The sequence below is a fragment of the Microbacterium sp. LjRoot45 genome (assembly GCF_964253325.1).
Taxonomy (GTDB): Bacteria; Actinomycetota; Actinomycetes; order Actinomycetales; family Microbacteriaceae; genus Microbacterium.
Map to the genome: position 1 here is coordinate 3145480 of NZ_CAXUQM020000001.1, position 19487 is coordinate 3164966.

Annotated in this window: 22 protein-coding genes; 16 read left to right on the plus strand and 6 right to left on the minus strand. The window is 71.2% G+C overall.

Annotation, left to right across the window (positions count from 1 at the left end):
* Positions 1–13 precede the first annotated feature (13 nt).
* Positions 14–436: a flagellar hook assembly protein FlgD gene (locus ACSQ18_RS14915; protein ID WP_436038229.1), complete on the plus strand. Its 423-nt coding sequence runs from the start codon at positions 14–16 to the stop codon at positions 434–436.
* A gap of 25 nt (positions 437–461) precedes the next feature.
* Positions 462–1619 carry a flagellar hook protein FlgE gene (locus ACSQ18_RS14920; protein ID WP_436038230.1) on the plus strand — a complete coding sequence of 386 codons (1158 nt, stop codon included), beginning with the start codon at positions 462–464 and terminating at the stop codon, positions 1617–1619.
* Positions 1620–1782: 163 nt separating this feature from the next.
* On the opposite strand, the gene ACSQ18_RS14925 is transcribed toward ACSQ18_RS14920, so the two are convergent.
* The 5 genes from ACSQ18_RS14925 to ACSQ18_RS14945 all read right to left on the minus strand — a co-directional run bounded on the left by ACSQ18_RS14925 (position 1783) and on the right by ACSQ18_RS14945 (position 5815).
* Positions 1783–2487, minus strand: coding sequence for an aquaporin (locus tag ACSQ18_RS14925; RefSeq protein WP_436038231.1), 705 nt, complete (start codon positions 2485–2487; stop codon positions 1783–1785).
* Entirely contained in the window at positions 2484–2909 is a 426-nt protein-coding gene (locus ACSQ18_RS14930) for an arsenate reductase ArsC (protein ID WP_436038233.1), read from the minus strand. The genes ACSQ18_RS14925 and ACSQ18_RS14930 overlap by 4 nt, the downstream gene beginning before the upstream one ends.
* Before the next feature lie 49 nt (positions 2910–2958).
* On the minus strand, positions 2959–3924 hold the full coding sequence (locus tag ACSQ18_RS14935; RefSeq protein WP_436038234.1) for a metalloregulator ArsR/SmtB family transcription factor: 966 nt from the start codon (positions 3922–3924) through the stop codon (positions 2959–2961).
* A 65-nt stretch (positions 3925–3989) separates the two neighbouring features.
* Entirely contained in the window at positions 3990–4499 is a 510-nt protein-coding gene (locus tag ACSQ18_RS14940) for an N-acetyltransferase family protein (RefSeq protein ID WP_436038236.1), read from the minus strand.
* Positions 4496–5815, minus strand: coding sequence for an NAD(P)-binding domain-containing protein (locus ACSQ18_RS14945; protein ID WP_436038237.1), 1320 nt, complete (start codon positions 5813–5815; stop codon positions 4496–4498). The genes ACSQ18_RS14940 and ACSQ18_RS14945 overlap by 4 nt, the downstream gene beginning before the upstream one ends.
* A gap of 85 nt (positions 5816–5900) precedes the next feature.
* On the opposite strand from ACSQ18_RS14945, the gene ACSQ18_RS14950 reads away from it, so the two are divergent.
* Entirely contained in the window at positions 5901–6254 is a 354-nt protein-coding gene (locus tag ACSQ18_RS14950; protein ID WP_436038238.1) for a metalloregulator ArsR/SmtB family transcription factor, read from the plus strand.
* Between the two features lie 294 nt (positions 6255–6548).
* Here ACSQ18_RS14950 and ACSQ18_RS14955 read toward each other — a convergent pair whose 3' ends face one another.
* Entirely contained in the window at positions 6549–7424 is an 876-nt protein-coding gene (locus ACSQ18_RS14955) for an SDR family oxidoreductase (protein WP_436038240.1), read from the minus strand.
* A gap of 111 nt (positions 7425–7535) precedes the next feature.
* Here ACSQ18_RS14955 and ACSQ18_RS14960 point away from each other — a divergent pair, with 111 nt between their 5' ends.
* The 13 genes from ACSQ18_RS14960 (at position 7536) to ACSQ18_RS15020 (ending at position 19480) form a co-directional block, all read left to right on the plus strand.
* Complete coding sequence (locus tag ACSQ18_RS14960; protein ID WP_436038241.1) at positions 7536–7904, plus strand: winged helix-turn-helix transcriptional regulator; 369 nt, start codon at positions 7536–7538, stop codon at positions 7902–7904.
* 249 nt (positions 7905–8153) lie between these two features.
* Positions 8154–9683 (plus strand): DUF222 domain-containing protein, encoded by a 1530-nt coding sequence (locus ACSQ18_RS14965; RefSeq protein ID WP_436038243.1) that lies wholly within the window; start codon positions 8154–8156, stop codon positions 9681–9683.
* Between the two features lie 304 nt (positions 9684–9987).
* Entirely contained in the window at positions 9988–10344 is a 357-nt protein-coding gene (locus ACSQ18_RS14970) for a flagellar FlbD family protein (RefSeq protein WP_436038244.1), read from the plus strand.
* Positions 10344–11147 carry a motility protein A gene (locus tag ACSQ18_RS14975; protein WP_436038245.1) on the plus strand — a complete coding sequence of 268 codons (804 nt, stop codon included), beginning with the start codon at positions 10344–10346 and terminating at the stop codon, positions 11145–11147. The genes ACSQ18_RS14970 and ACSQ18_RS14975 overlap by 1 nt, the downstream gene beginning before the upstream one ends.
* The gene (locus ACSQ18_RS14980; protein ID WP_436038246.1) at positions 11144–11971 is read left to right on the plus strand and encodes an OmpA/MotB family protein; all 828 of its coding nucleotides are present in this window, start codon (positions 11144–11146) and stop codon (positions 11969–11971) included. The genes ACSQ18_RS14975 and ACSQ18_RS14980 overlap by 4 nt, the downstream gene beginning before the upstream one ends.
* Positions 11972–12204: 233 nt before the next feature.
* A complete protein-coding gene (locus tag ACSQ18_RS14985) occupies positions 12205–13131 on the plus strand; it encodes a flagellar motor switch protein FliM (protein WP_436038247.1) in 927 nt (308 codons plus the stop codon).
* Complete coding sequence (gene fliN, locus ACSQ18_RS14990; RefSeq protein ID WP_436038249.1) at positions 13128–13775, plus strand: flagellar motor switch protein FliN; 648 nt, start codon at positions 13128–13130, stop codon at positions 13773–13775. The genes ACSQ18_RS14985 and fliN overlap by 4 nt, the downstream gene beginning before the upstream one ends.
* Before the next feature lie 61 nt (positions 13776–13836).
* Entirely contained in the window at positions 13837–14331 is a 495-nt protein-coding gene (locus ACSQ18_RS14995; protein ID WP_436038250.1) for a flagellar biosynthetic protein FliO, read from the plus strand.
* A gap of 96 nt (positions 14332–14427) precedes the next feature.
* A complete protein-coding gene (fliP, locus tag ACSQ18_RS15000; RefSeq protein ID WP_436038458.1) occupies positions 14428–15267 on the plus strand; it encodes a flagellar type III secretion system pore protein FliP in 840 nt (279 codons plus the stop codon).
* The gene (gene fliQ, locus ACSQ18_RS15005) at positions 15264–15539 is read left to right on the plus strand and encodes a flagellar biosynthesis protein FliQ (protein ID WP_144806634.1); all 276 of its coding nucleotides are present in this window, start codon (positions 15264–15266) and stop codon (positions 15537–15539) included. The genes fliP and fliQ overlap by 4 nt, the downstream gene beginning before the upstream one ends.
* A 22-nt stretch (positions 15540–15561) precedes the next feature.
* Positions 15562–16323, plus strand: coding sequence for a flagellar biosynthetic protein FliR (locus tag ACSQ18_RS15010; RefSeq protein WP_436038252.1), 762 nt, complete (start codon positions 15562–15564; stop codon positions 16321–16323).
* Positions 16320–17417, plus strand: a complete 1098-nt coding sequence (locus ACSQ18_RS15015) for an EscU/YscU/HrcU family type III secretion system export apparatus switch protein (RefSeq protein WP_436038254.1) — start codon at positions 16320–16322, stop codon at positions 17415–17417. The genes ACSQ18_RS15010 and ACSQ18_RS15015 overlap by 4 nt, the downstream gene beginning before the upstream one ends.
* The gene (locus ACSQ18_RS15020) at positions 17414–19480 is read left to right on the plus strand and encodes a flagellar biosynthesis protein FlhA (RefSeq protein ID WP_436038256.1); all 2067 of its coding nucleotides are present in this window, start codon (positions 17414–17416) and stop codon (positions 19478–19480) included. The genes ACSQ18_RS15015 and ACSQ18_RS15020 overlap by 4 nt, the downstream gene beginning before the upstream one ends.
* Positions 19481–19487: the final 7 nt, after the last annotated feature.

Genomic DNA, 19487 nt, shown 5'->3' on the forward strand with positions numbered 1-19487 from the left:
CGAGAGGACCCCCATGCCGCCCGTCGCCGCCGTCTCCGCCCCCACCGCCACCGCCGGTACGGGCGCCACCGCCCCCGCCACGCCACCGAAGAAGGCGCTCGACGCGGAGGTGTTCCTGCAGCTTCTCGTCGCGCAGATGAAGAACCAGGACCCCAGCTCCCCGCTCGACACGAACGAGATGATGGCGCAGGCGACGCAGCTCGCCATGATGGAGCAGCTCACCGCCCTAGCCGACACGTTCACCGAGAGCTTCGCGCTCAGCATGCGCCAGACCGCCGCCGGTCTCGTCGGCACGCAGGCCTCCTACGTCGACGCCGACGGCGTCACCCGCACGGGCCTCGTCACGAAGGTCTCGTTCGAGAACAGCGTTCCCCTCGTCACCATCGGCGACGCCACCGTCCCGCTCGACGCCGTGTCGGGCATCTCCGCTTCCTGACCCCCACCAGAAGGGCACCCCCACCATGCTCCGTTCGCTCTACGCCGGCATCTCCGGTCTCCGCTCCCACCAGACGATGCTCGATGTCACCGGAAACAACATCGCCAACGTCAACACCATCGGCTTCAAGGCCGGCTCGGTGCAGTTCCAGGACACGCTGTCGCAGATCGTCCAGAACTCCCGTGCCGCGCAGGACGGCGCCGGCGGCTCGAACGCCGCCCAGGTCGGCCTCGGCACGCAGATCGCCGCGATCCGCACCAACTTCGCGCAGGGCTCCGCCCAGACCACCGGCGTGCCGACCGACCTCATGATCGCCGGCGACGGCTTCTTCGTCGTGCGCAAGGGCGCCGAGACGCTCTACACCCGCAACGGCGGCTTCTCGTTCGACGCCGCGGGTCGCCTCACGACCGCCGACGGCGCCCTCGTGCAGGGGTGGACCGCCGCCAACGGCGTCATCGCCACCGGCACCCCCATCGGCACCGTCGAGCTCCCCGTCGGAGCGACCTCCCCCGCCGTGGCCACCGAGAACGCCAGCGTCACCGGCAACCTCCCCGCCGACGCCGCGGTGGGCACCGAGATCGTCCGCGACATCACGGTCTACGACGGCGAGGGCACCGCCCGTCAGCTCACGCTCACCTTCACGCGCACGGCCGCGGGATGGGATGCCAGCGACGGCACCGCCACCACCCCGCTCGCGTTCACCGATGGCGCGCTCACGGCACCGGCATCCCTCGTCTCCGGCGGGGTGACCGTCGACCTGTCCGGCGTCACCGGCTTCGCGAACCTCCGCACCGTCGCCCTCACCGGTCAGGACGGCCGCGCCTCCGGTGCCCTCGTGTCGTACACGCTCACCGCCGACGGAAGCCTCGTCGGCTCGTTCAGCAACGGAGCGAGTCAGGTGCTCGCGCAGATCGCCCTGGCATCCTTCGACAACCCGGAGGGCCTCGAGAAGGCGGGCTCGTCGCAGTACCGCGTGGGCGCCAACTCCGGTGCGGCCCAGGTCGGCGTCGCCGGCAGCGACGGGCTCGGCGAGCTGGTCAGCGGCGCGCTGGAGATGTCGAACGTCGACCTCTCGCAGGAGTTCACCAACCTCATCGTCGCCCAGCGCGGTTTCCAGGCGAACGCGCGCATCATCACCACGAGCGACGAGGTGCTGCAGGAGCTCACCAACCTGAAGAGGTAGTGCGGGGGGTGCGTGTGCTCCTCTCCCACTCTCGCGCGCAGGATTGCGGAGATGTGCACGATTTCGGAGCGGATGGCCCCGCGGCATCCGCGATCCTGCGTATCTCCGCAATCCGGTCACCCCGGCCCGCGAGATGGATGCCACGGCATCCCGCGCGGGTCGCTCAGGGAGCCGGCGTCGACGGTTCCGCCGGTGCGGTGCGCGGGAAGAGTACGACCGTCAGCAGCACCCCGACCCCGGCGCCCAGCAGCTGTGCGGCGAGGAAGGGGAGCACGGATGCCGGAGCGATGCCGGCGAACGTGTCGGTGAAGATCCGGGCGATCGTCACGGCCGGGTTCGCGAACGACGTCGAGCTCGTGAACCAGTAGGCCGCCCCGATGTACGCACCGACGGCGCACGCGATCACGGCGGCGGACCGACCGGCGCGGACGAGTCCCATGATGAGCAGGACGAGTCCCGCGGTCGCGACGACCTCCGCGAGGAACGTCGCCGCGTCGGCGCGGTCGGTGCGCGAGATCGCGATCGGCGCGGCGAACATCGCGCCCGCCAGCACCGCACCGCCGATGCCGCCGGCGATCTGCGCGGGGAGATAGACCGCGAGCTCACGCGCAGGCAGTCCGTTGCGGCGGCGCAGGACGACGTCGGCGAGGGAGACGACGGGGTTGAAGTGCGCGCCCGAGACGGGAGCGAGCAGGACGATGAGCACCCCGAGCCCCAGCGCGGTGGCGAGGGAGTTCTCGAGCAGCTGCAGGCCGACGTCGGTGGAGAGCCGCTGGGCGGCGATCCCCGAGCCGACGACGACGGCCACCAGCAGTCCGGTGCCCACGAACTCGGCGATGCCGCGCCGCCAGAGCGGAAGCGGCGTCACGATCGGTGTGCCGCGTCGCCCGCCGGGAGCAGCTCGGCGATGAGGCCTTCGATGCGGGAGCGGATCTCGTCGCGGATGGGACGGACGGCATCGATGCCCTGGCCCGCCGGGTCGTCGAGCTGCCAGTCCTCGTAGCGCTTCCCGGGGAAGATCGGGCACGCGTCGCCGCACCCCATCGTGATGACGACGTCGGACTCCTTGACGGCGTCGACGGTCAGCAGCTTCGGCGTGCCCCCCGCGATGTCGATTCCCTCTTCGGCCATCGCCTCGACGGCGACCGGATTGATCTGGTCCTTGGGCGCCGAGCCCGCGGACAGCACCTCGACGCGATCGCCGGCCAGGTGCTGCAGGTAGCCGGCGGCCATCTGCGAACGGCCGGCGTTGTGGACGCAGACGAAAAGGACGGTGGGCTTCCCGGTCATGGCAGGTCTCGCTCTCTCTCACCGAGAAGCATAGACCGTTGTCTATGAATCAGGAAGTCGGGGCGGGAAGAATCTCGGCCAGCAGTGCGCGGACACGGCCCGCGATGTCGTCGCGGATCGCGCGGACCGTCGCGAGAGGCTGACCCACCGGATCGGCGAGATCCCAGTCGAGGTAGCGACGCCCGGGATAGACCGGGCAGGCGTCGCCGCATCCCATCGTCACGACGACGTCGGCCGCCCGAACGGCCTCGTCGGTGAGGGGCTTGGGGAACTCGCCGCCCAGCGGCACACCGATCTCGTCCAGCGCCGTCACGATCGCGGAGCGCACCTCGGCGGCGGGGGCCGACCCCGCCGTGCGGACGACGACCCTGTCCCCGGCGAGCTGGCGCAGGATGCCGGCGGCGAGCTGCGACCGTCCGGCGTTCTGCACGCACACGAACAGCACCGTCGGGCTCTCGGCCAACCTCGCGCTCTCGCCACGTGGCTCGGCCCCGCTCCCCTCGCCGCCCGGCTCGACCCCGCGCTCCTCGACCCCGTGCTCCTCGATGCGGTGCAGGTCGTCCAGGCGGGATGCCGTGAACGCCGCCACGCGCGAGGCGAACAGCGGCGCAGGGCCGCGGGCAGCGAGCAGGGCGCGCGAGTCGTCGAGGCATCCCTCGACGGTCTCGCGACTGAACACGCCCCGATAGCGGGCCGCGAGGTCGTCGACCATCCGCTCCCAATCCGGCTCCTCCGCCGAGGCCGCGGGCGTGCCGAGGAGCGCGGCGACGCGTTCGGCTTCGTCGGGGTGGATCGAGTACCAGACGCGGCGCCCCTCAGGTTCGCGAACCACGAGGCCCTCCGCGTGCAGCGCGGCCATGTGATGACTCACGGTGGGCTGGCGCAGGCCGAGCTGCTCGGCGAGCCGGCTGACCATCGCCCGGCCGCCGTCGGCCTCGCGGATGAGACGGACGATGCGGGCGCGCGTGGGGTCGGCGAGCACCGCCAGCGCCGGAGCGTCCCCCACCGTATTCATAGACGGCAGTCTATCGGCGGGCGGATCGAGTGGCGCGAGTCGCCTCAGCCGCGGAGAAGGGTCGCTCAGCCGCCGTTGCGAGCCGAGCGGCGCTCGATCAGGACCGTGTCCCGCCACGATCCGGCGTGCGGCCCGAGCGCGCTGCGGGCGATGCGCTCCCGGCGCCCGACGACACGGAACCCGGCCGCCTCGTGCAGTCGGAGGCTGGCCGTGTTCTCGGGGAAGACGCTCGACTGGATCGTCCACACCCCGGCATCCTCGGAGGCAGCGATGAACGCGTCGAGCAGGAGTCGTCCGATTCCCTCACCGCGATGCTCGGGATGCACGTACACGGAGTGCTCGATCACCCCCCGGTAGGCCTCGCGCGTCGACACGCGCGACGCCGCGACCCACCCCCGTACCGCTCCGTCGTCGCCGACGGCCACGAGCCGCGACTCCGCGAGCTTGCCGGCGTCGAACGCGTCCCACGCGGGCGTCGCGGTCTCGAAGGTGGCTTCGCCCCCGGCGATGCCCGCCGCGAAGATGGCCTCGACCTGCGGCCAGTCCGCGGCGGTCATCGCGCGTACGGCGGTCATGCGCAGCACGCGCCCGAGCCGCCGACGTCGGTCGAGCAGACGCCCGTGGCGGGGAGCGTGAGCTCCACCTGCGTGGCAGCCGGGAGGTCGTCGTCGAGCCACGCGGTGACGGAACGCACCTGCTCGTAGCCGGTGGCCAGCAAGAACGTCGGCGCGCGCCCGTAGGACTTCATCCCGACGACGAAGAAGCCCTCCTCGGGATGCCGCAGCTCCGTGAACCCGTGAGGGGCGACGGTGCCGCAGGAATGCAGATTCGGGTCGATCAGCGGCGCCAGACGCTTCGGCGCCTCGACGACCTCGTCCAGCTCGAGCCGCACCTCGCGGAGCATCGACAGGTCGGGCCGGAAGCCGGTGGCGTTGACGATGACGTCCGCGTCGAGGAACGCGTCCTCCCCGCGCCGCCTCCCGATGATGCGCACCGCCTCCTCGTGGAGGCTCAGCCGGGAGATCTCGAACGAGTCCACGAGCGCGACCCGGCCGGAGCCGACGAGCCGTTCCACGCGCGAGCCGAGCTCGGCGCGATCGGAGAGTTCATCGTCCGGCGACGACGACACCCGGACGGCGGACGGATGCCGGATCAGCCACGTCACTCGCGTCGCCGGGTTCTCCGCCGTCAGTTCGGCGAGCGCGATCAGCGTGTTCGCCGCCGAGTGACCAGCGCCCACGACGACGGTGTGCGCCCCCTCGAAGCGGGCGCGATCGACACCTCGGACGTCGGGCAGCGCGTGCATGACCCGGGCGCTCACGGCATCCGCGCCGAGCGGGTCCAGGCCGGTCGAGGCGAGCGGGTTGGGCGTCGTGTACGTGCCGGACGCGTCGATCACCGCGCGCCCTGTGATCTCCTCGACGTCACCGTCGGCGGTGTGGAGGCGCAAGAGGAACGGCGTCGCTGCACGACCGGCGGAGCGGGTGCGGTCCATCCCCTCGCGGGTCACGGCGACCACCCGCACACCGAACCGGATGCGCGAGGCGATCTCGGGCAGGGCTCCCAGCGGGGCGAGGTAGTCGTTGACGAGCTCGCCACCGGTGGGCGACGCACCCTCGTCGGTCGGCGGGGTCCAGCCCGCCCTCTCGAGCAGGCGGCGGGAGGCGGGGTCGATGAGGTGCCGCCACGGCGAGAACAGCCGCGTGTGACCCCAGCGGCGGACAGAGGATGCCACGGTGTCACCGGCTTCGAGCACGGTGAACTGGATGCCCCGCTCCACGAGGTGCGCGGCGGCGGCGAGTCCGATCGGACCGGCGCCGATAATCAGCACCGGCAGGGCGGCGAGGCGATCGGTGGTCACGGGGCGAGGGGTGAGGTCGAGCAGCGTCATCAGGACCCTTCGAAAGATCGACGGTTGTCGATGTTCAGTATCGCCACATGTATCGATAACTGTCAATATCGACTATGGTCGATGTATGGTCACGATGCTCGAGCTCACGGACGCCACCCCTGCCCCGGCGTGCTGCGCCCCGCTGGTGCAGGAGCCCCTCGGCCAGTCCGATGCCGAGCACCTCGCCGCGACCCTGAAGGCGCTCGCGGATCCCGCCCGCCTCCGGCTCCTGTCGATCGTTGCGTCGTCCGAGGGCGAGGAGGCGTGCGTGTGCGATCTCATCGAGCCGATCGGCCTCTCCCAGCCGACCGTCTCCCACCACCTGAAGGTGCTCACCGAGGCCGGCTTCCTCTCCCGCTCCAAGCGCGGCACCTGGGCGTACTACCGCCTCGTCCCGGGCTCGCTCCTACGCGTGTCGGCGCTGCTCGCCACCACGTAGCCTCGGCCGCGAACTCGTGCGCGCACCCGCCTAACGCGCGGGGCCGACCTGCCGATAGTCGCCCTCGAGCCTCGCTTCCCTCACCCCTCGCGGGCGAGCTGCGCGGCCCGGAAGACGTGCCAGGAAGCCGCAGCCCGCGGTATGGCGACCGATCCCGGGATCCCCCCAGGTCCCGGCCGGATCCCTCGGATCTCCCCCAGATCCTGCAGGGGGGTCCCCGCGAGCCGACACGCCACGAACCGACACGACCACGTCGGCGCGATCGTGTCGGCTCGCCACTCTCTTTCTTTGGGGTCAGCCGGCGACGCGCGCCGCGCTGACGGCCTCGCCGAGCGCGTCGACGAGAGGCGTCGTCGGACGGCCGATCAGGCGGGCGAGGTCGTCGTGCACGGGCGAGAGCACGCCGCGGGCGATGCCGTCCTCCATGGCCGAGACGAAGCCGATCGTGCCGGCATCCAGTCCCGCTTCCGCGAGCCCCGACTGCAGCTGCTCACTCGTGAGCGGGACGTAAGCCACGTCGCGACCGAGCGCGGTGGTCGCGGCGGCGGCGATGTCGGCGTACGACACGGCGTGGTCGCCGGAGAGCTCGTAGGTGCGGCCGAGGTGACCGTCTTCGATGAGCACGACGGCGGCAGCCTCCGCGTAGTCCGCGCGGCTCGCAGCGGCGACGGTCGCCTCACCGACGGACGCGGCGATCACGCCGGTGTCGGCGGCACGGAGAACGTCGGCGACGTAGTTCTCGGCGTACCAGTTGTTGCGCAGGACGACGGCAGGCACACCGCTGGCGGCGAGCACCTCCTCGGTCTGCTTGTGCTCGGGCGCGAGCACGAAGTCGATCGTGTCGGCGTGCGCGAGGCTCGTGTAGACGAGCTTCGCGGTGCCCGCCTCCTTCGCCGCCTCGATGACGCGGCGGTGACCCTCGAAGCGGGCACCGGGCTCCGAACCGGAGATCAACAGCACGGAGTCGACGCCGTCGAGGGCGGCCGCGATCGTCTCGGGGACGTCGTAGTCGAGGGGCACGACGCGCACGCCGCGGTCGGCGAGGTCGACGACCTTCGAGACGGTGCGGGCGCCGGCGACGATCTGCTCCGGGGCGACGCCGCGGCGCAGGAGCGCATCGACGACGAGGTGTCCGAGCTGGCCGCCGGCGGCGGTGACGAGAATGGTCATGGGGTGTCCTTTCACGGGAGGAGCACGGCATCCGCGCTCACCCGAACGAACACGGGGGCGCGATGATCACATTCCCCGGAGAGGGTACCCACTTTTTGGTAAGGTACCCACATGATGGTGAGTCTTGCGGAGATCCGGGCCGAACTGCCGGGCGTGTACGAAGAGGCGTGTCCGTCGCGCGTCGTGCTCGACCACGTCATGAGCAAGTGGGGCGTGCTCGTGCTTCTCGCCCTCACCGACGGCACGATCCGCTGGGGCGAGCTGCGACGCACCGTGGAGGGCATCAGCGAGAAGATGCTCGCGTCGACGCTCCGCACGCTCGAAAAGGACGGTCTCGTCGCACGCACGGCGTACCCCGAGGTGCCGCCCCGCGTCGAGTACGCGCTCACCCCGCTCGGCGACGAGTTGATGGAGCGGATGATGCCGCTCATGGCGTGGATCGGCGAGAACGCCGGGACCATCGTCACCCCCGGTCGCTGAGCGAACGCAGCCCGGTCGTTGAGCGAGCGCAGCCCGGTCGTTGAGCGAGCGCAGCCCGGTCGTTGAGCGAGCCCAGCGAGACGAAACGGTCCGTGGTCGGCGTCGCCCCTCGGTCGTTGAGCGAGCGCAGCGAGACGAAACGCCGTCGCCTTCTCCACAGTCCCGGCGTGTCGGAAGTTATCCACAGGAAGCACTCTTGATCTGGGTTTTGTCGCCTGGAATGTCGGTGGCCCGGAGAAGAATCGGAGCATGACAGGCAGCACCGGCACCGCATGGCAACAGCGCATCGAGACGCTGCTGTGCGCGCTCGCCGACGCCCGCCGCGACGCCGCCGCAGCCCAAGCCCGTGAGGTCGCGCTGCTGGCCGAAGCGGTCGAGATCGCCCAGGCGATGGCACAGGATGCCGGTGGCCCGACGTCCGTGGCGGACATCCCGATGCGGTCTCTTGCGGCGCAGATTGGTGCCGCGGCGCGGGTGTCGGACAGGACGGTGCAGAAGCACATGTCGGATGCCGTCGTACTCGTCGAGAAGTTCCCCGCGACGTTCGCCGCGTGGGCCGCTGGGGACGTGTCACGCGGTCACGTGCGGGTTCTGGTCGATGCCGGGGCTGCGATCGACGACGATGCCGCACGGGCGGTGTTCGAAGACGCGACGTTGGAGGTCGCGCGGCGGGAGACACCGGGACGGCTCAAGCCCGCCGCACGGCTGTTAGCCACGCGGTTGCACCTGGTTCCCCTGAAGGAACGTCACACGGTCGCCGCGACCAAGCGGGAGGTGTGGGTGCGTGACCTCGACGATGGCATGGCGGAACTCATCGCGATCCTCCCCGCCGCGATCGCCCACGGCATCCGCGACCGCCTCGACCAATACGCGAGACGCGTCATGGATGCTCGCAGCGCGGGCGGCGGAGCGAGCACGATTGGTACCGCCGGTCGCGCGGGCGGTGGAGCGAGCACGAGTGGTACCGCCGGCAGCGCGGGCGCCGCGGTCGGCGCGACCTCCGACGGTGCACTCCTCCCCCACCCCGACACGACCAACGCCACCCACCCCACCAACACCCGCCCGGCCGACACCACCACCGACACCCGCCAGATCAGCGAGGTGCGGGCCGACGTGTTCGCCGACCTGCTCCTCACCGGACACGCGTCCCCCGAATCCACCAACGACGCCATCCCAGCCGGGGAAGCGATCATCGCCCGCGTGCAGGTCACCGTCCCCGCCCTCACCGCGCTCGGGGCGGACGACACCCCCGCCGAACTCATCGGCAAAGGACCGATCGACACCGCCACCGCCCTCCGCCTCGCCGGAACCGCCACAGGGTGGGACCGGGTGCTCACCCACCCCGTCACCGGCACCGTCCTCGCCATCGACCGGTACCGCCCGTCCGACCACCTCAAACGCACCCTCCGGGTGAGAGATGAGCACTGCCGGTTCCCCGGCTGCCGCATCCCCACCTATCGGTCCGACATCGACCACACCACCGCCCGCGAACACGACGGACCCACCGAGCTGACCAACCTCGCCCACCTCTGCCGCCGCCACCACACGTTGAAACACCACTCAGCGTGGCGCGTCCGGCAGACACCCGACGGCATCCTCCACTGGACCAGCCCCACCGGACGCGAACACCCCGACCACCCCGCACGCACCCTCACCTTCACCACAGCGACGGCCACGACGGTCGCGAAAGGCACCCACGGGCACCTCGCGCTCGTCGTCGCGCACGATACCGACACGCAGCCGCCGCCCGCGGCGTCACCTGAACCGCCACCGTTCTGACCCGAGCTACTCCGCGCCGCCCCGCTTTCCCGCCGCCCCGCCTCCGCGCCGCCCCGCCTCCCCGCGCCTGCCGCCCCGCCTCCCCGCCTGCCGCCCCTTCTCCGCGCCGCCCCGCCTGCCGCCCCGCCTCCGCGCCTCCTCGCCTACCGGTTCTCCAGCCCGCCGTCCCCCACCCCGGGATCACGACCGAACTAACGGATCGCCCGTGCTGGCCGACAGTCCCCCCACGAGCCGAAGACACGATGTCGCAGGCCCGCCGGCGTCGCCCAGCGTTCGCCGACCATCAACCAGGGAAGGGGTGCTCGTGATCGTCCTCACGCGACTGAACCGCACCCGTTTCGCGGTGAATCCCGACCTCATCGAGCGCATCCAGGCCACCCCGGACACCACGCTCGTCATGGTCGACGGCGCGACCTTCGTCGTCGCCGAAACGATGGATGCCGTCATCGACGCCGTCGTCGCCTTCCGCTCCCGCGTGCTGACCTCCGCCCTCCACGGCGACCACACGACCTCCGCCGCCACGGCCACGACAGTCGCCGACACGCACGCGACAGTCGCCGACACGCACGCGCCGGCCCCCACCGGCCCCACCGCCACCGCCACCGCCACCGCCACCGCCAACGCCGCCGCCCCCACCACCACCGAAGGCGGTGACGACTGATGCTCATCATCGGCATCCTGATCGCCTTCGCCGGCCTCTACGCGATGATCACGCTCGAAGGTGCGCACGTCGAAGCGCTCCTGCTCCCGGCGCCGATGATCCTCGTGTTCGGCGCGACGATCGCCATCGGTCTCGCGGGCGGCACCGTGCGCGACGCGAAGGAAGCCGTCCGCGCGCTGCCCCGCGCGCTCCGCGGGCTCAAGGGCTCCTCGGAAGATCTCATCGTGACCGTCGTCGGTTACGCCGAGAAGGCCCGGTCCGAGGGACTGCTCGCGCTGGAGGACGCCGTCGCCGAGGAGAAGGACCCGTTCCTGCGGCAGGCCCTCCAGAACATCGCCGACGGCACCGACGCGGAAGACCTCCGCATCCTGATGGAAGACCAGGTCGCCACCACGGCGTCGGTCCGTCGCACCGCCGCGCGCTTCTACACGACCCTCGGCGGATACGCCCCGACCGTCGGCATCGTCGGTACGGTCGTCTCCCTCACCCACGTGCTCGAGAAGCTCGACGAGCCCTCGACGCTGGGCCCGCTCATCGCCGCCGCGTTCGTCGCCACCCTCTGGGGCCTCCTGTCGGCGAACTTCATCTGGCTGCCGATCGGCGCACGCCTGCAGCGGCTCGCCGAGATCGAAGTCGACCGGATGACGCTCCTCACGGAGGGCATGCTCGCCGTTCAGGCCGGAAGTCCGCACCACCTCGTCGAGGAGCGCCTGCGCGCTCTCGCGCCTGACGCCGGCGGCAAGCGTCGCCGCGAGAAGCCGGGCGACAAGGCCGCCGCCGAACCCGCGGAGGAGTCCGCATGAGCGTCTCCCGTCGCCGCCGCATCCCCGCCCACGCCGACGCCGGACACGGTCCCGACGAACGGTGGATGGCGTCGTACCTCGACATGATCACCGTGCTCATGTGCATGTTCATCGTGATGTTCGCGATGTCCAACGTCGACCAGGAGAAGTTCGAGGCGCTTCGCGCATCGCTCGCCACAGGCTTCGGTGCAGAGCAGACGGATGCCATCGACGTCTCGACCGGCGTCGTCGTCCCGCCCGATCTCGTCGACGACGAGGGTGAGTCGTTCTTCGAACTGCCGCAGCTGCCCCCGAACACCGCGGAAGAGGAATACGACTCGTTCGCCCTGCTGCGCGAGCGGCTCGAGCAGGCACTCGAGGAGGAGGGGCTCGAAGAGGCGGCGACCTTCACGATCGACGAGCGCGGCCTCACCATGGGCCTCAAGAGCGCCGAGACCTTCTTCGCCACCAACAGCACCGCCCTCAGCGCGAAGGCGCGCGCCGTGCTCGACGCGGCCGCCACCGTCCTCGCCGACGACACCCACGACATCTCCGTCGAGGGTCACGCCGACTTCCGTCGCCCCTCGCCGCCGTTCCGCGACAACTGGGAGCTGTCCTCCGCCCGCGCGACCGGAGTGCTGCGCTACCTCGCGAACGAAGGCGAGGTGGCGCACGACCGGATCAGCTCCGTCGGCTACGGCTCCTCGCGGCCCCTCGCCGAAGGGACGAGCGCTGCCGCCCTCGCCCAGAACCGCCGCGTCGACATCGTCGTGCTGTCGGCTGCCGAAGACGACGTGCGCGCCGAGCTCCCGCGCCTCGATGCGCTCGCTGCGGGAGGCCCCTGACCGCACCGCGCCACACCACACCACGCGAACTGCACCGGCACCGCGCGAACAGCACCGCACCGCACGAACCGCACCGCACCGCACGAACCGCACCGCACCGCACCGCTCCGCTCCGCACGAGCCGCACCGCCTGCACCGCGGCATCCCCACCCACGCGCGGCTAACGACCCTGCGCACGCGTCCGATAGTCCCGCCCGTGCAGGTCGAAGACCCTGCACAGAGCGAGGGATGCCGTGCAGATCGAGGACACCGTGCGGGTCGGCGACGCCGCAGCGTCCCCGGCGGCGCCCGAGCGCCACGACTTCGGTCGTCCGGCCGCGCTGTCCCGCGAGCATACGCGTGCCCTCGCCGCCGCGTTCGACGCGTTCGCACGCCTCTGGGCGATGCAGCTGACCTCGAAGGCCCGGCTGCGGTCGCACATCACCGTCGACCGCGTCACCCTCGAGACGTACGACGAGTACGTGTCGACGGTGCCCACCACGACGACCCTCATCCTCTGCACCGACGACGGCTCCGACGACCGCGCGATCATCGAGTTCCCCGTGTCGACCGCCCTCCAGTGGATCGTGCGGATGCTCGGCGGCGACGCCGCCCACACGCTCGACACCCGCGCGCTCACCCCGATCGAGTTCGCGCTGCTGCGGTCGCTCATGGACGAGACCCTCGGTCACCTGCGCGGCTCGCTCGGCGGCCTCCTGTCCGAGAAGCTCGCGGTCAGCGCCGTGCAGTACAACGCGGCGTTCGCGCAGATCGTCTCGGCGCAGGATCTCGTCGTCGTCGCCCGCTTCTCGATGCGCCTCGGCGACCGCACGGAGGCCGCGAGCATCGCGCTGCCCGCCGCCGTGCTCCTCGAACGACTCACCGACACCACGTCGACTCCGCACGCCGCACCCGACCCGGATGTCGTCCGCCGCCACGTCGAGGAGACGCCCGTCGAACTCGTGCTGCGCCTCGCGACGCGCAGCATGCGCCCCGACGAGGTGCTCGACCTCGCCGTCGGCGACATCCTCTCGCTCCCCCACGGCGAGGACCGTCCGCTCGATCTCGCGGTCGGCGAGCACGTCGTGGCATCCGCCGCCGTGGGAGCCAACGGCGCGCGGCTCGCGTGCGTCGTCACCTCGTCCGACCTTCCCCGCACCCTCGCCGAGGAGACCGCATGACCAGCACCATGACCCACGAAGCCGCCGCCGCCGCAGCCTTCGCCGACCGGCTCCCCACCGCCACCCGCACGACTGCCCACCCCGCGAGCGGGTCGGGCGAGACCGGCGACGCCGTGATGGTCTCGTCGGTGGGAGACACGAGCGCCGCGCTGGCCGTCGTCATCTTCGACGAGTCCGCGCTCCTCGGCGACGCGGCGACGCCCCTCGCCGACCGGCTGCGGGATGCCTTGGATGCCGCGGCCGCCGCGTTCGGACCGAGCGTGCTCGGTGAGCCGACGATCGGCGACGCATCTTCCCTGTTCTCGCACCCGAACGCGCAGGTGTTCGAACTCGCCGACGAGACCGGCCGCACCATCGGCCGCCTCGCCGTGCGCATCTCGCAGACGCGCGCCGCCTCGCCCCGGCGACTGCAGCGGATCGCGGGCGTCGAGATGGACCTCACGGTCGAGGTCGGCCGCACCCGGATGACGGTGCGCGACGTGCTCGACCTGGAACCGGGCCGCATCATCGAACTCGACCGGTCCGCCGGCGCACCCGCCGACGTCAAGCTCAACGGTCGTCTCATCGCCCACGGCGAGATCGTCGTCGTCGACCAGGACTACGCGGTGCGCATCACGCGCATCATCGAAAGCGCGGAGGTCTGACCTGGACGATCTGCTCCTCGCCGCCCGCGTCGTCGTCTCGCTCGCGGCCGTCCTCGGCGTCGTGTGGCTGCTGCAGCGGCGTCTCGCCCGCGGCGGCGTCACGAAGAAGTCGAAGAAGGACCGCGCCCGCGACGCCGTCACCATCGTCGCCAAGCGCAGCCTGGCCCCCAAGACGCAGCTCGTCGTCGTCGAGATCGACAACGTACGCTACGTCCTCGGCGTGGGCGAAGGCGGAGTTTCGGTGATCGACAGCCGCCCGACCGACGGCACAGCCGCGCCCGACGTGCCGGCATCCGCCCCGCGCCTCGCGCCCGTGCGCGCCCTGCGGAGCTCCCTGCCGAGCGCCGACACCGACACCGCCGCCGCCCCCGTGACGACCGCCGCATCCGACGTCGCCACCGCCACCGCCGCTTCCACCGACACTCCCGGCTCGCTGCCCCTGCGTCGCGCCCACCGAGAAGCCCACCGGGAGGCGCAGCGCGAGGCCCGTCCGACTTTCGGGGCGGCGCTCTCCCGCGAAGCGTCCCAGGCCCTGCGCCGCGCCATCGGCGCCTGACGGAGCACCCTCGTGACGGATCGCACCGCGCCGCCGCGCAACAACACCGCGCCGCCGCGCAACACAGCGCCGCCGCGTAACGCCGACGGGCCGCGCATCACCGACGGGCCTCGCCGCACCACCCGCCGCACCCCGGGCCGCAGCCCGCGCCGGGCGCTGCGCACGGTCGCGGTCCTCGGCATCCTCCTGGCGGTGCAGGTGCTCTCGGCGACTCCGGCCTTCGCGGACACGATCGACCCGACGCTCCCCGCGACACCTCCGCCGAGCGGCGTGACGGTCGACATCAACGGCATCGACGGAACGCCCTCGGCCTCCATCCTGACCCTCATCGGGATCACGCTGCTGTCGGTCGCCCCCGCGCTCCTGCTCATGATGTCGTCGTTCACGAAGATCTTCGTCGTGCTCGCCATGACCCGCAACGCGCTGTCGCTGCCGACGATCCCCCCGAACCAGGTGCTGGCGGGCCTGTCGCTGTTCCTGACGCTGTTCATCATGTGGCCGGTGCTCACCGAGATCCACACGGTCGCCGTCCAGCCCTATACCGACGGCGGCCTGACCTTCACGGATGCCGTGGGCGCGGCATCCGATCCCCTCCGCACCTGGATGCTGCAGTTCACGCGGGAGGAGGATCTCGCGCTCATGACGCGGTTCTCCGGCGCCGACAACCCGGACGAACCCGCCAGCACGCCGCTCATCACGCTCATCCCCGCGTTCATGATCTCGGAGCTGCGCGCCGCCTTCATCATCGGCTTCGTCATCTTCGTGCCGTTCCTCGTGATCGACCTCGTCGTCGCGGCGGCCCTCATGTCGATGGGCATGATGATGCTCCCTCCCGTCATGATCTCGCTGCCGTTCAAGATCCTGCTCTTCCTGCTCGTCGACGGGTGGGGGCTCATCCTCCGCACGCTCGTGCAGAGTTATGCGGGGTCGGGATGAACCCGGAATCGGTCCTCGACATCGCCCTCGAAGGCGTGCTCATCACCGCCAAGCTCGCCGCGCCGCTCCTGGTGACCGCGCTCGTCGTCGGCTTCGCCATCTCGCTCCTGCAGTCGATCACCCAGATCCAGGAGGTCACCCTCTCGTTCGTGCCGAAGGCGATCGCCGTCGGCGTGGCCCTCGTCGTCTGCGGCAACTGGATGATCACCGAGGCGGTCACCTTCACCCACGCGCTGTTCGACCGCATCCCTCAGCTGTTGAGCGGCGGCTGAGGACGGGGATGGGGCGGATGCCGTGAACATCCCGATCGACTTCGCCTGGCTGGAGGCCACCGGGCTCGCGGCCGTCCGCACGACCGCGTTCCTCTTCCTCGCGCCCCCGTTCTCGTACCGCGGGTTCCCGTCGCGCATCAAGGCGGCGCTGGGCGTGGGGATCGCCATCGCGTTGAGCGGTGCCGTCGCCCCCGGCTACGAGCCGCTCGCCACGGGGCCGTTCATCCTCGCACTCCTCGCCCAGCTCGTGACGGGCGCGCTCCTCGGGTTCCTCGTGACGGTGTGCTTCTCGGCGGTGCAGTCGGCCGGAAGCCTCATCGACCTCTTCGGCGGCTTCCAACTGGCGCAGGCCTTCGATCCGCAGATGAACGTCAACGGCGCGCAGTTCACCCGGCTGTTCCAGATGACGGCGCTCGCCCTCCTCGTCTCCTCCCACGGGTATGCGCTCATCCTCGCGGGCCTCGCGCGCAGCTTCTCCGCCGTGCCCGTCGACGGGATGATCGCGCTCGATCGTCCCGTGGAGCTCCTCGTCGACACGGCCGGACAGCTCATGCTCTCCGCCGTGCAGATCGCCGGGCCGCTGCTGCTCGTGCTGTTCCTCGCCGACATCGGTCTCGGCCTCGTGAGTCGCGTCGCCCCGGCCCTCAACGCGTTCGCGATGGGCTTCCCCGTGAAGATCATGCTGACCCTCGTCCTCGCGGGAACGGTCGTGCTCGCGCTCCCGAACGTCGTGGGCGCGCTGACCCAGGATGCCGTCGAGCTGCTGATCGGGGGTGTGCGATGAGCGATGCCGACTCCGGCGAGCGCACCGAGATGGCCTCGCGTCGTCAGCTCCGCGAGGCCTACCGCAAGGGCCGCATCACCCGCAGTCAGGACATGTCCGCGTGGGTCGCGATCGGCGCCTTCTGCGTCATGCTGCCGACCCTCATCGGCGCCGGGGCGAACGCCGGCACGGAGCAGTTCGTCGGCATCGTTTCCGTCATCCGGCATCCCGACGTCGACGGCGCTCTCACCGCGCTGTCGACCGCGCTGTCCGACATCCCGGCGATCATGGGCACGACGCTCGTGACGGTGTCGGTGGTCGTGCTGATCATCTCGGTCGTGCAGGGCGGGGTACACCTGCGCGGGGTCCCCGCCCGGTTCGAGCAGTTCAACCTCGTCTCCGGCGTGCGTCGCCTGTTCGGCCTCCAGGCGCTGTGGGAGGGCGCGAAGGCGCTGCTGAAGACCGCGGCGATCGGCCTGGCCCTGTACGTCGTGGTCGCGGGGCTCATGCCGCTCCTCATCGCGAGCGGGGCGTCGCCGGTGCAGCGGCTCCTCGAGGTGGCGTCGTCGGGCATCGCGAGTCTGCTGGCCACGGCCGTGGCGGTGGGCGTCGCCCTCGCGCTCGCCGATGTCCTCGTCGTCGCCCGCCGCAACCGCAAGCACACCCGCATGACCAAGAAGCAGGCGCGCGACGAGCACAAGAACTCCGAGGGCGACCCGCTCATCCGCAGCCAGCGTCGCGCACGCCAGATGGCGATGAGCCGCAACCGGATGATCGCTGCGGTCGGCGACGCCGACGTGGTGCTCGTCAACCCGACGCACGTCGCGGTCGCGCTCCGCTACGAGCCCGGCAAGTCGGCCCCGCGCGTGGTCGCGAAGGGCAAGGGCGTCATCGCCGAACGCATCCGGGAGCGCGCCACCGAGGCGGGCGTCCCGCTCGTGCGCGACATCCCGCTCGCCCGCGCCCTGCACGGCGCGTGCGATCTCGGCCAGGAGATCCCGGCCGACCTGTACACCGCGGTCGCCCGCGTGCTCGTGTTCGTCGACGGTCTCAAGCGGCGCGGCTCCGCCCGCGGCGTGCACACCGTCCCCGAGAGGAAGGCCCCCCGGCCATGAACCGCACCTCCGGCCTGAACGGCCTGCTGAAGAAGTCCGCGATCCCGGTCGCGGTCGTCGGCATCATCCTGCTGCTCATCGTGCCGGTGCCGCCCCCGCTGCTCGACGTGCTCATCATCACGAACATCCTGTTCGCGCTGCTGATACTGCTGACGACGATGTTCGTGCGAAAGCCCCTGGACTTCTCCGTGTTCCCGTCGCTGCTGCTCGTCGCGACCCTCTTCCGCCTCGGGCTCAACGTCGCCTCGACGAAGCTCGTGCTGGGCGAGGCGCACGCGGGGCAGGTGATCGACGCGTTCGGCGCGATCGCCGTGGGCGGTTCGCTCGTCATCGGCATCGTCGTCTTCCTCATCCTCATCGTCATCCAGTTCGTCGTCGTCACCAAGGGCGCCGAGCGCGTCGCCGAGGTCGGCGCCCGGTTCACGCTCGACGCGATGCCCGGCAAGCAGATGGCCATCGACGCCGACCTCAACGCGGGACTCATCACGGATGCCGAGGCGCGCTCCCGGCGGGCGGAGATCGCCGCCGAGGCCGACTTCTACGGGGCGATGGACGGCGCCTCGAAGTTCGTGAAGGGCGACGCGATCGCGGGCCTCGTCATCATCGTCATCAACCTGGTGGGCGGCATCGCGATCGGACTGATGTCGCACGGCATGGAGATCGACGAGGCGCTCAGCACCTACGCGATCCTCACGATCGGCGACGGCCTCGTCACCCAGATCCCCGCGCTGCTGATGGCCGTCGCGACGGGCATGATCGTCACCCGCTCCAATGCGGACGCGGACATGGGCACCTCGGCGACGGGCCAGCTGACCCAGTCGCGCACGGCGCTCCTCATCGCCGGCGGCGCCGCGATCGCCATGTCGTTCATCCCCGGGATGCCGATGCTCGCGTTCCTCGCGATCGGCGGCATCCTTCTCCTCATCGCCCAGCGCGTGGGAGCGGCCGAGGCGAAGGCCGTCGACGACGCCCCCGCCGTCGACGAGCGTCCCGTCGACGCCCCGGAGGAACTCGCGGAGCGGATGCGGGTGCACACGCTCGAGATCCTGCTCGCGCCGGACATCGTCGATCTCGTCACGGGCGGACCCGACGACCTGCTCGGCCGGGTGAAGTCGCTCCGGCGGAAGACCGCGATCGAGATGGGGCTCATCGTGCCGCCGGTGCGCACCCGCGACAGTATCGAACTGCCGACCTCGACGTACGTCATCCGCGTCGCCGGGGTCGAGGCGGGGCGCGGCGTAGCCCCCCGAGGCTCGATGCTGGCCCTCGGCACGGGACTCGACGCCCTTCCGGGCACGTCGGCGCCCGACCCGGTGTTCGGGATCGACGGCAAGTGGGTGCCGTCGCAGCTGCGGCACAGCGCGGAGCTCGCCGGCGCCACCGTCGTCGACCGGGCGAGCGTCATCATCACGCACCTGTCCAGCGTCATCCAGGCGCATGCGTCGCGACTGCTGAGCCGCGAAGACGTGCGCCAGCTCACGGAGGGACTGCGCCAGATCAGTCCGTCCGCCGTCGAGGAGCTCACTCCCGCGCTCCTCTCCCTCGCCGAGATCCAGCGGGTGCTGCAAGGACTGCTCGCGGAACGGGTCGCGATCAACGACCTCGTGCGCATCTACGAGGCGCTGGCGCTGCGGGCGAAGACCTCCGCCGACCCCGAGGGCCTCATCGAGGCGGCGCGCCAGGCGCTCGGGCCGGCCGTGGCATCCCGCTTCGCCGAGAACGGACGCCTGCGGATCGTCATGATCGATCCGCTGCTCGAGCAGTCGATGCTCGAGTCGCTGCGCACGAGCGAGGACGGCGTGCATCTCGCGCTCGACCCGCGACGGCTGGAGGCGGTCATCGCCTCGACGAAGGCGGCGGTGGCCGCGTCGGGACCGGGACCCGAACCGGTGCTCGTGTGCGCACCGTCGCTGCGGACCGCGGTGCGGCGGCTGGTCTCGACCCAGACCGACGGACTCCCCGTGCTGTCGTACACCGAGGCGACTGCCGGCGGCCTCGCGATCGACACGATCGGCGTCGTCCGCGACACCGTCTCCGAACCGCACGCGATCGAAGCGGGCTGAAGAAAGT

What these genes read in the sequence shown, in the direction of transcription:
- ACSQ18_RS14980 (WP_436038246.1), top strand. Translation starts at nt 11,144, where the DNA reads ATGAGCGTCTCCCGTCGCCGCCGCATCCCCGCCCACGCCGACGCCGGA.
- ACSQ18_RS14935 (WP_436038234.1), bottom strand. Translation starts at nt 3,924, where the DNA reads ATGAATACGGTGGGGGACGCTCCGGCGCTGGCGGTGCTCGCCGACCCC.
- ACSQ18_RS14920 (WP_436038230.1), top strand. Translation starts at nt 462, where the DNA reads ATGCTCCGTTCGCTCTACGCCGGCATCTCCGGTCTCCGCTCCCACCAG.
- ACSQ18_RS15015 (WP_436038254.1), top strand. Translation starts at nt 16,320, where the DNA reads ATGAGCGATGCCGACTCCGGCGAGCGCACCGAGATGGCCTCGCGTCGT.
- ACSQ18_RS14950 (WP_436038238.1), top strand. Translation starts at nt 5,901, where the DNA reads ATGGTCACGATGCTCGAGCTCACGGACGCCACCCCTGCCCCGGCGTGC.
- ACSQ18_RS14940 (WP_436038236.1), bottom strand. Translation starts at nt 4,499, where the DNA reads ATGACCGCCGTACGCGCGATGACCGCCGCGGACTGGCCGCAGGTCGAG.
- ACSQ18_RS14945 (WP_436038237.1), bottom strand. Translation starts at nt 5,815, where the DNA reads ATGACGCTGCTCGACCTCACCCCTCGCCCCGTGACCACCGATCGCCTC.
- ACSQ18_RS15020 (WP_436038256.1), top strand. Translation starts at nt 17,414, where the DNA reads ATGAACCGCACCTCCGGCCTGAACGGCCTGCTGAAGAAGTCCGCGATC.
- fliN (WP_436038249.1), top strand. Translation starts at nt 13,128, where the DNA reads ATGACCAGCACCATGACCCACGAAGCCGCCGCCGCCGCAGCCTTCGCC.
- ACSQ18_RS14960 (WP_436038241.1), top strand. Translation starts at nt 7,536, where the DNA reads ATGATGGTGAGTCTTGCGGAGATCCGGGCCGAACTGCCGGGCGTGTAC.
- fliQ (WP_144806634.1), top strand. Translation starts at nt 15,264, where the DNA reads ATGAACCCGGAATCGGTCCTCGACATCGCCCTCGAAGGCGTGCTCATC.
- ACSQ18_RS14930 (WP_436038233.1), bottom strand. Translation starts at nt 2,909, where the DNA reads ATGACCGGGAAGCCCACCGTCCTTTTCGTCTGCGTCCACAACGCCGGC.
- ACSQ18_RS14965 (WP_436038243.1), top strand. Translation starts at nt 8,154, where the DNA reads ATGACAGGCAGCACCGGCACCGCATGGCAACAGCGCATCGAGACGCTG.
- ACSQ18_RS14915 (WP_436038229.1), top strand. Translation starts at nt 14, where the DNA reads ATGCCGCCCGTCGCCGCCGTCTCCGCCCCCACCGCCACCGCCGGTACG.
- ACSQ18_RS14975 (WP_436038245.1), top strand. Translation starts at nt 10,344, where the DNA reads ATGCTCATCATCGGCATCCTGATCGCCTTCGCCGGCCTCTACGCGATG.
- ACSQ18_RS14955 (WP_436038240.1), bottom strand. Translation starts at nt 7,424, where the DNA reads ATGACCATTCTCGTCACCGCCGCCGGCGGCCAGCTCGGACACCTCGTC.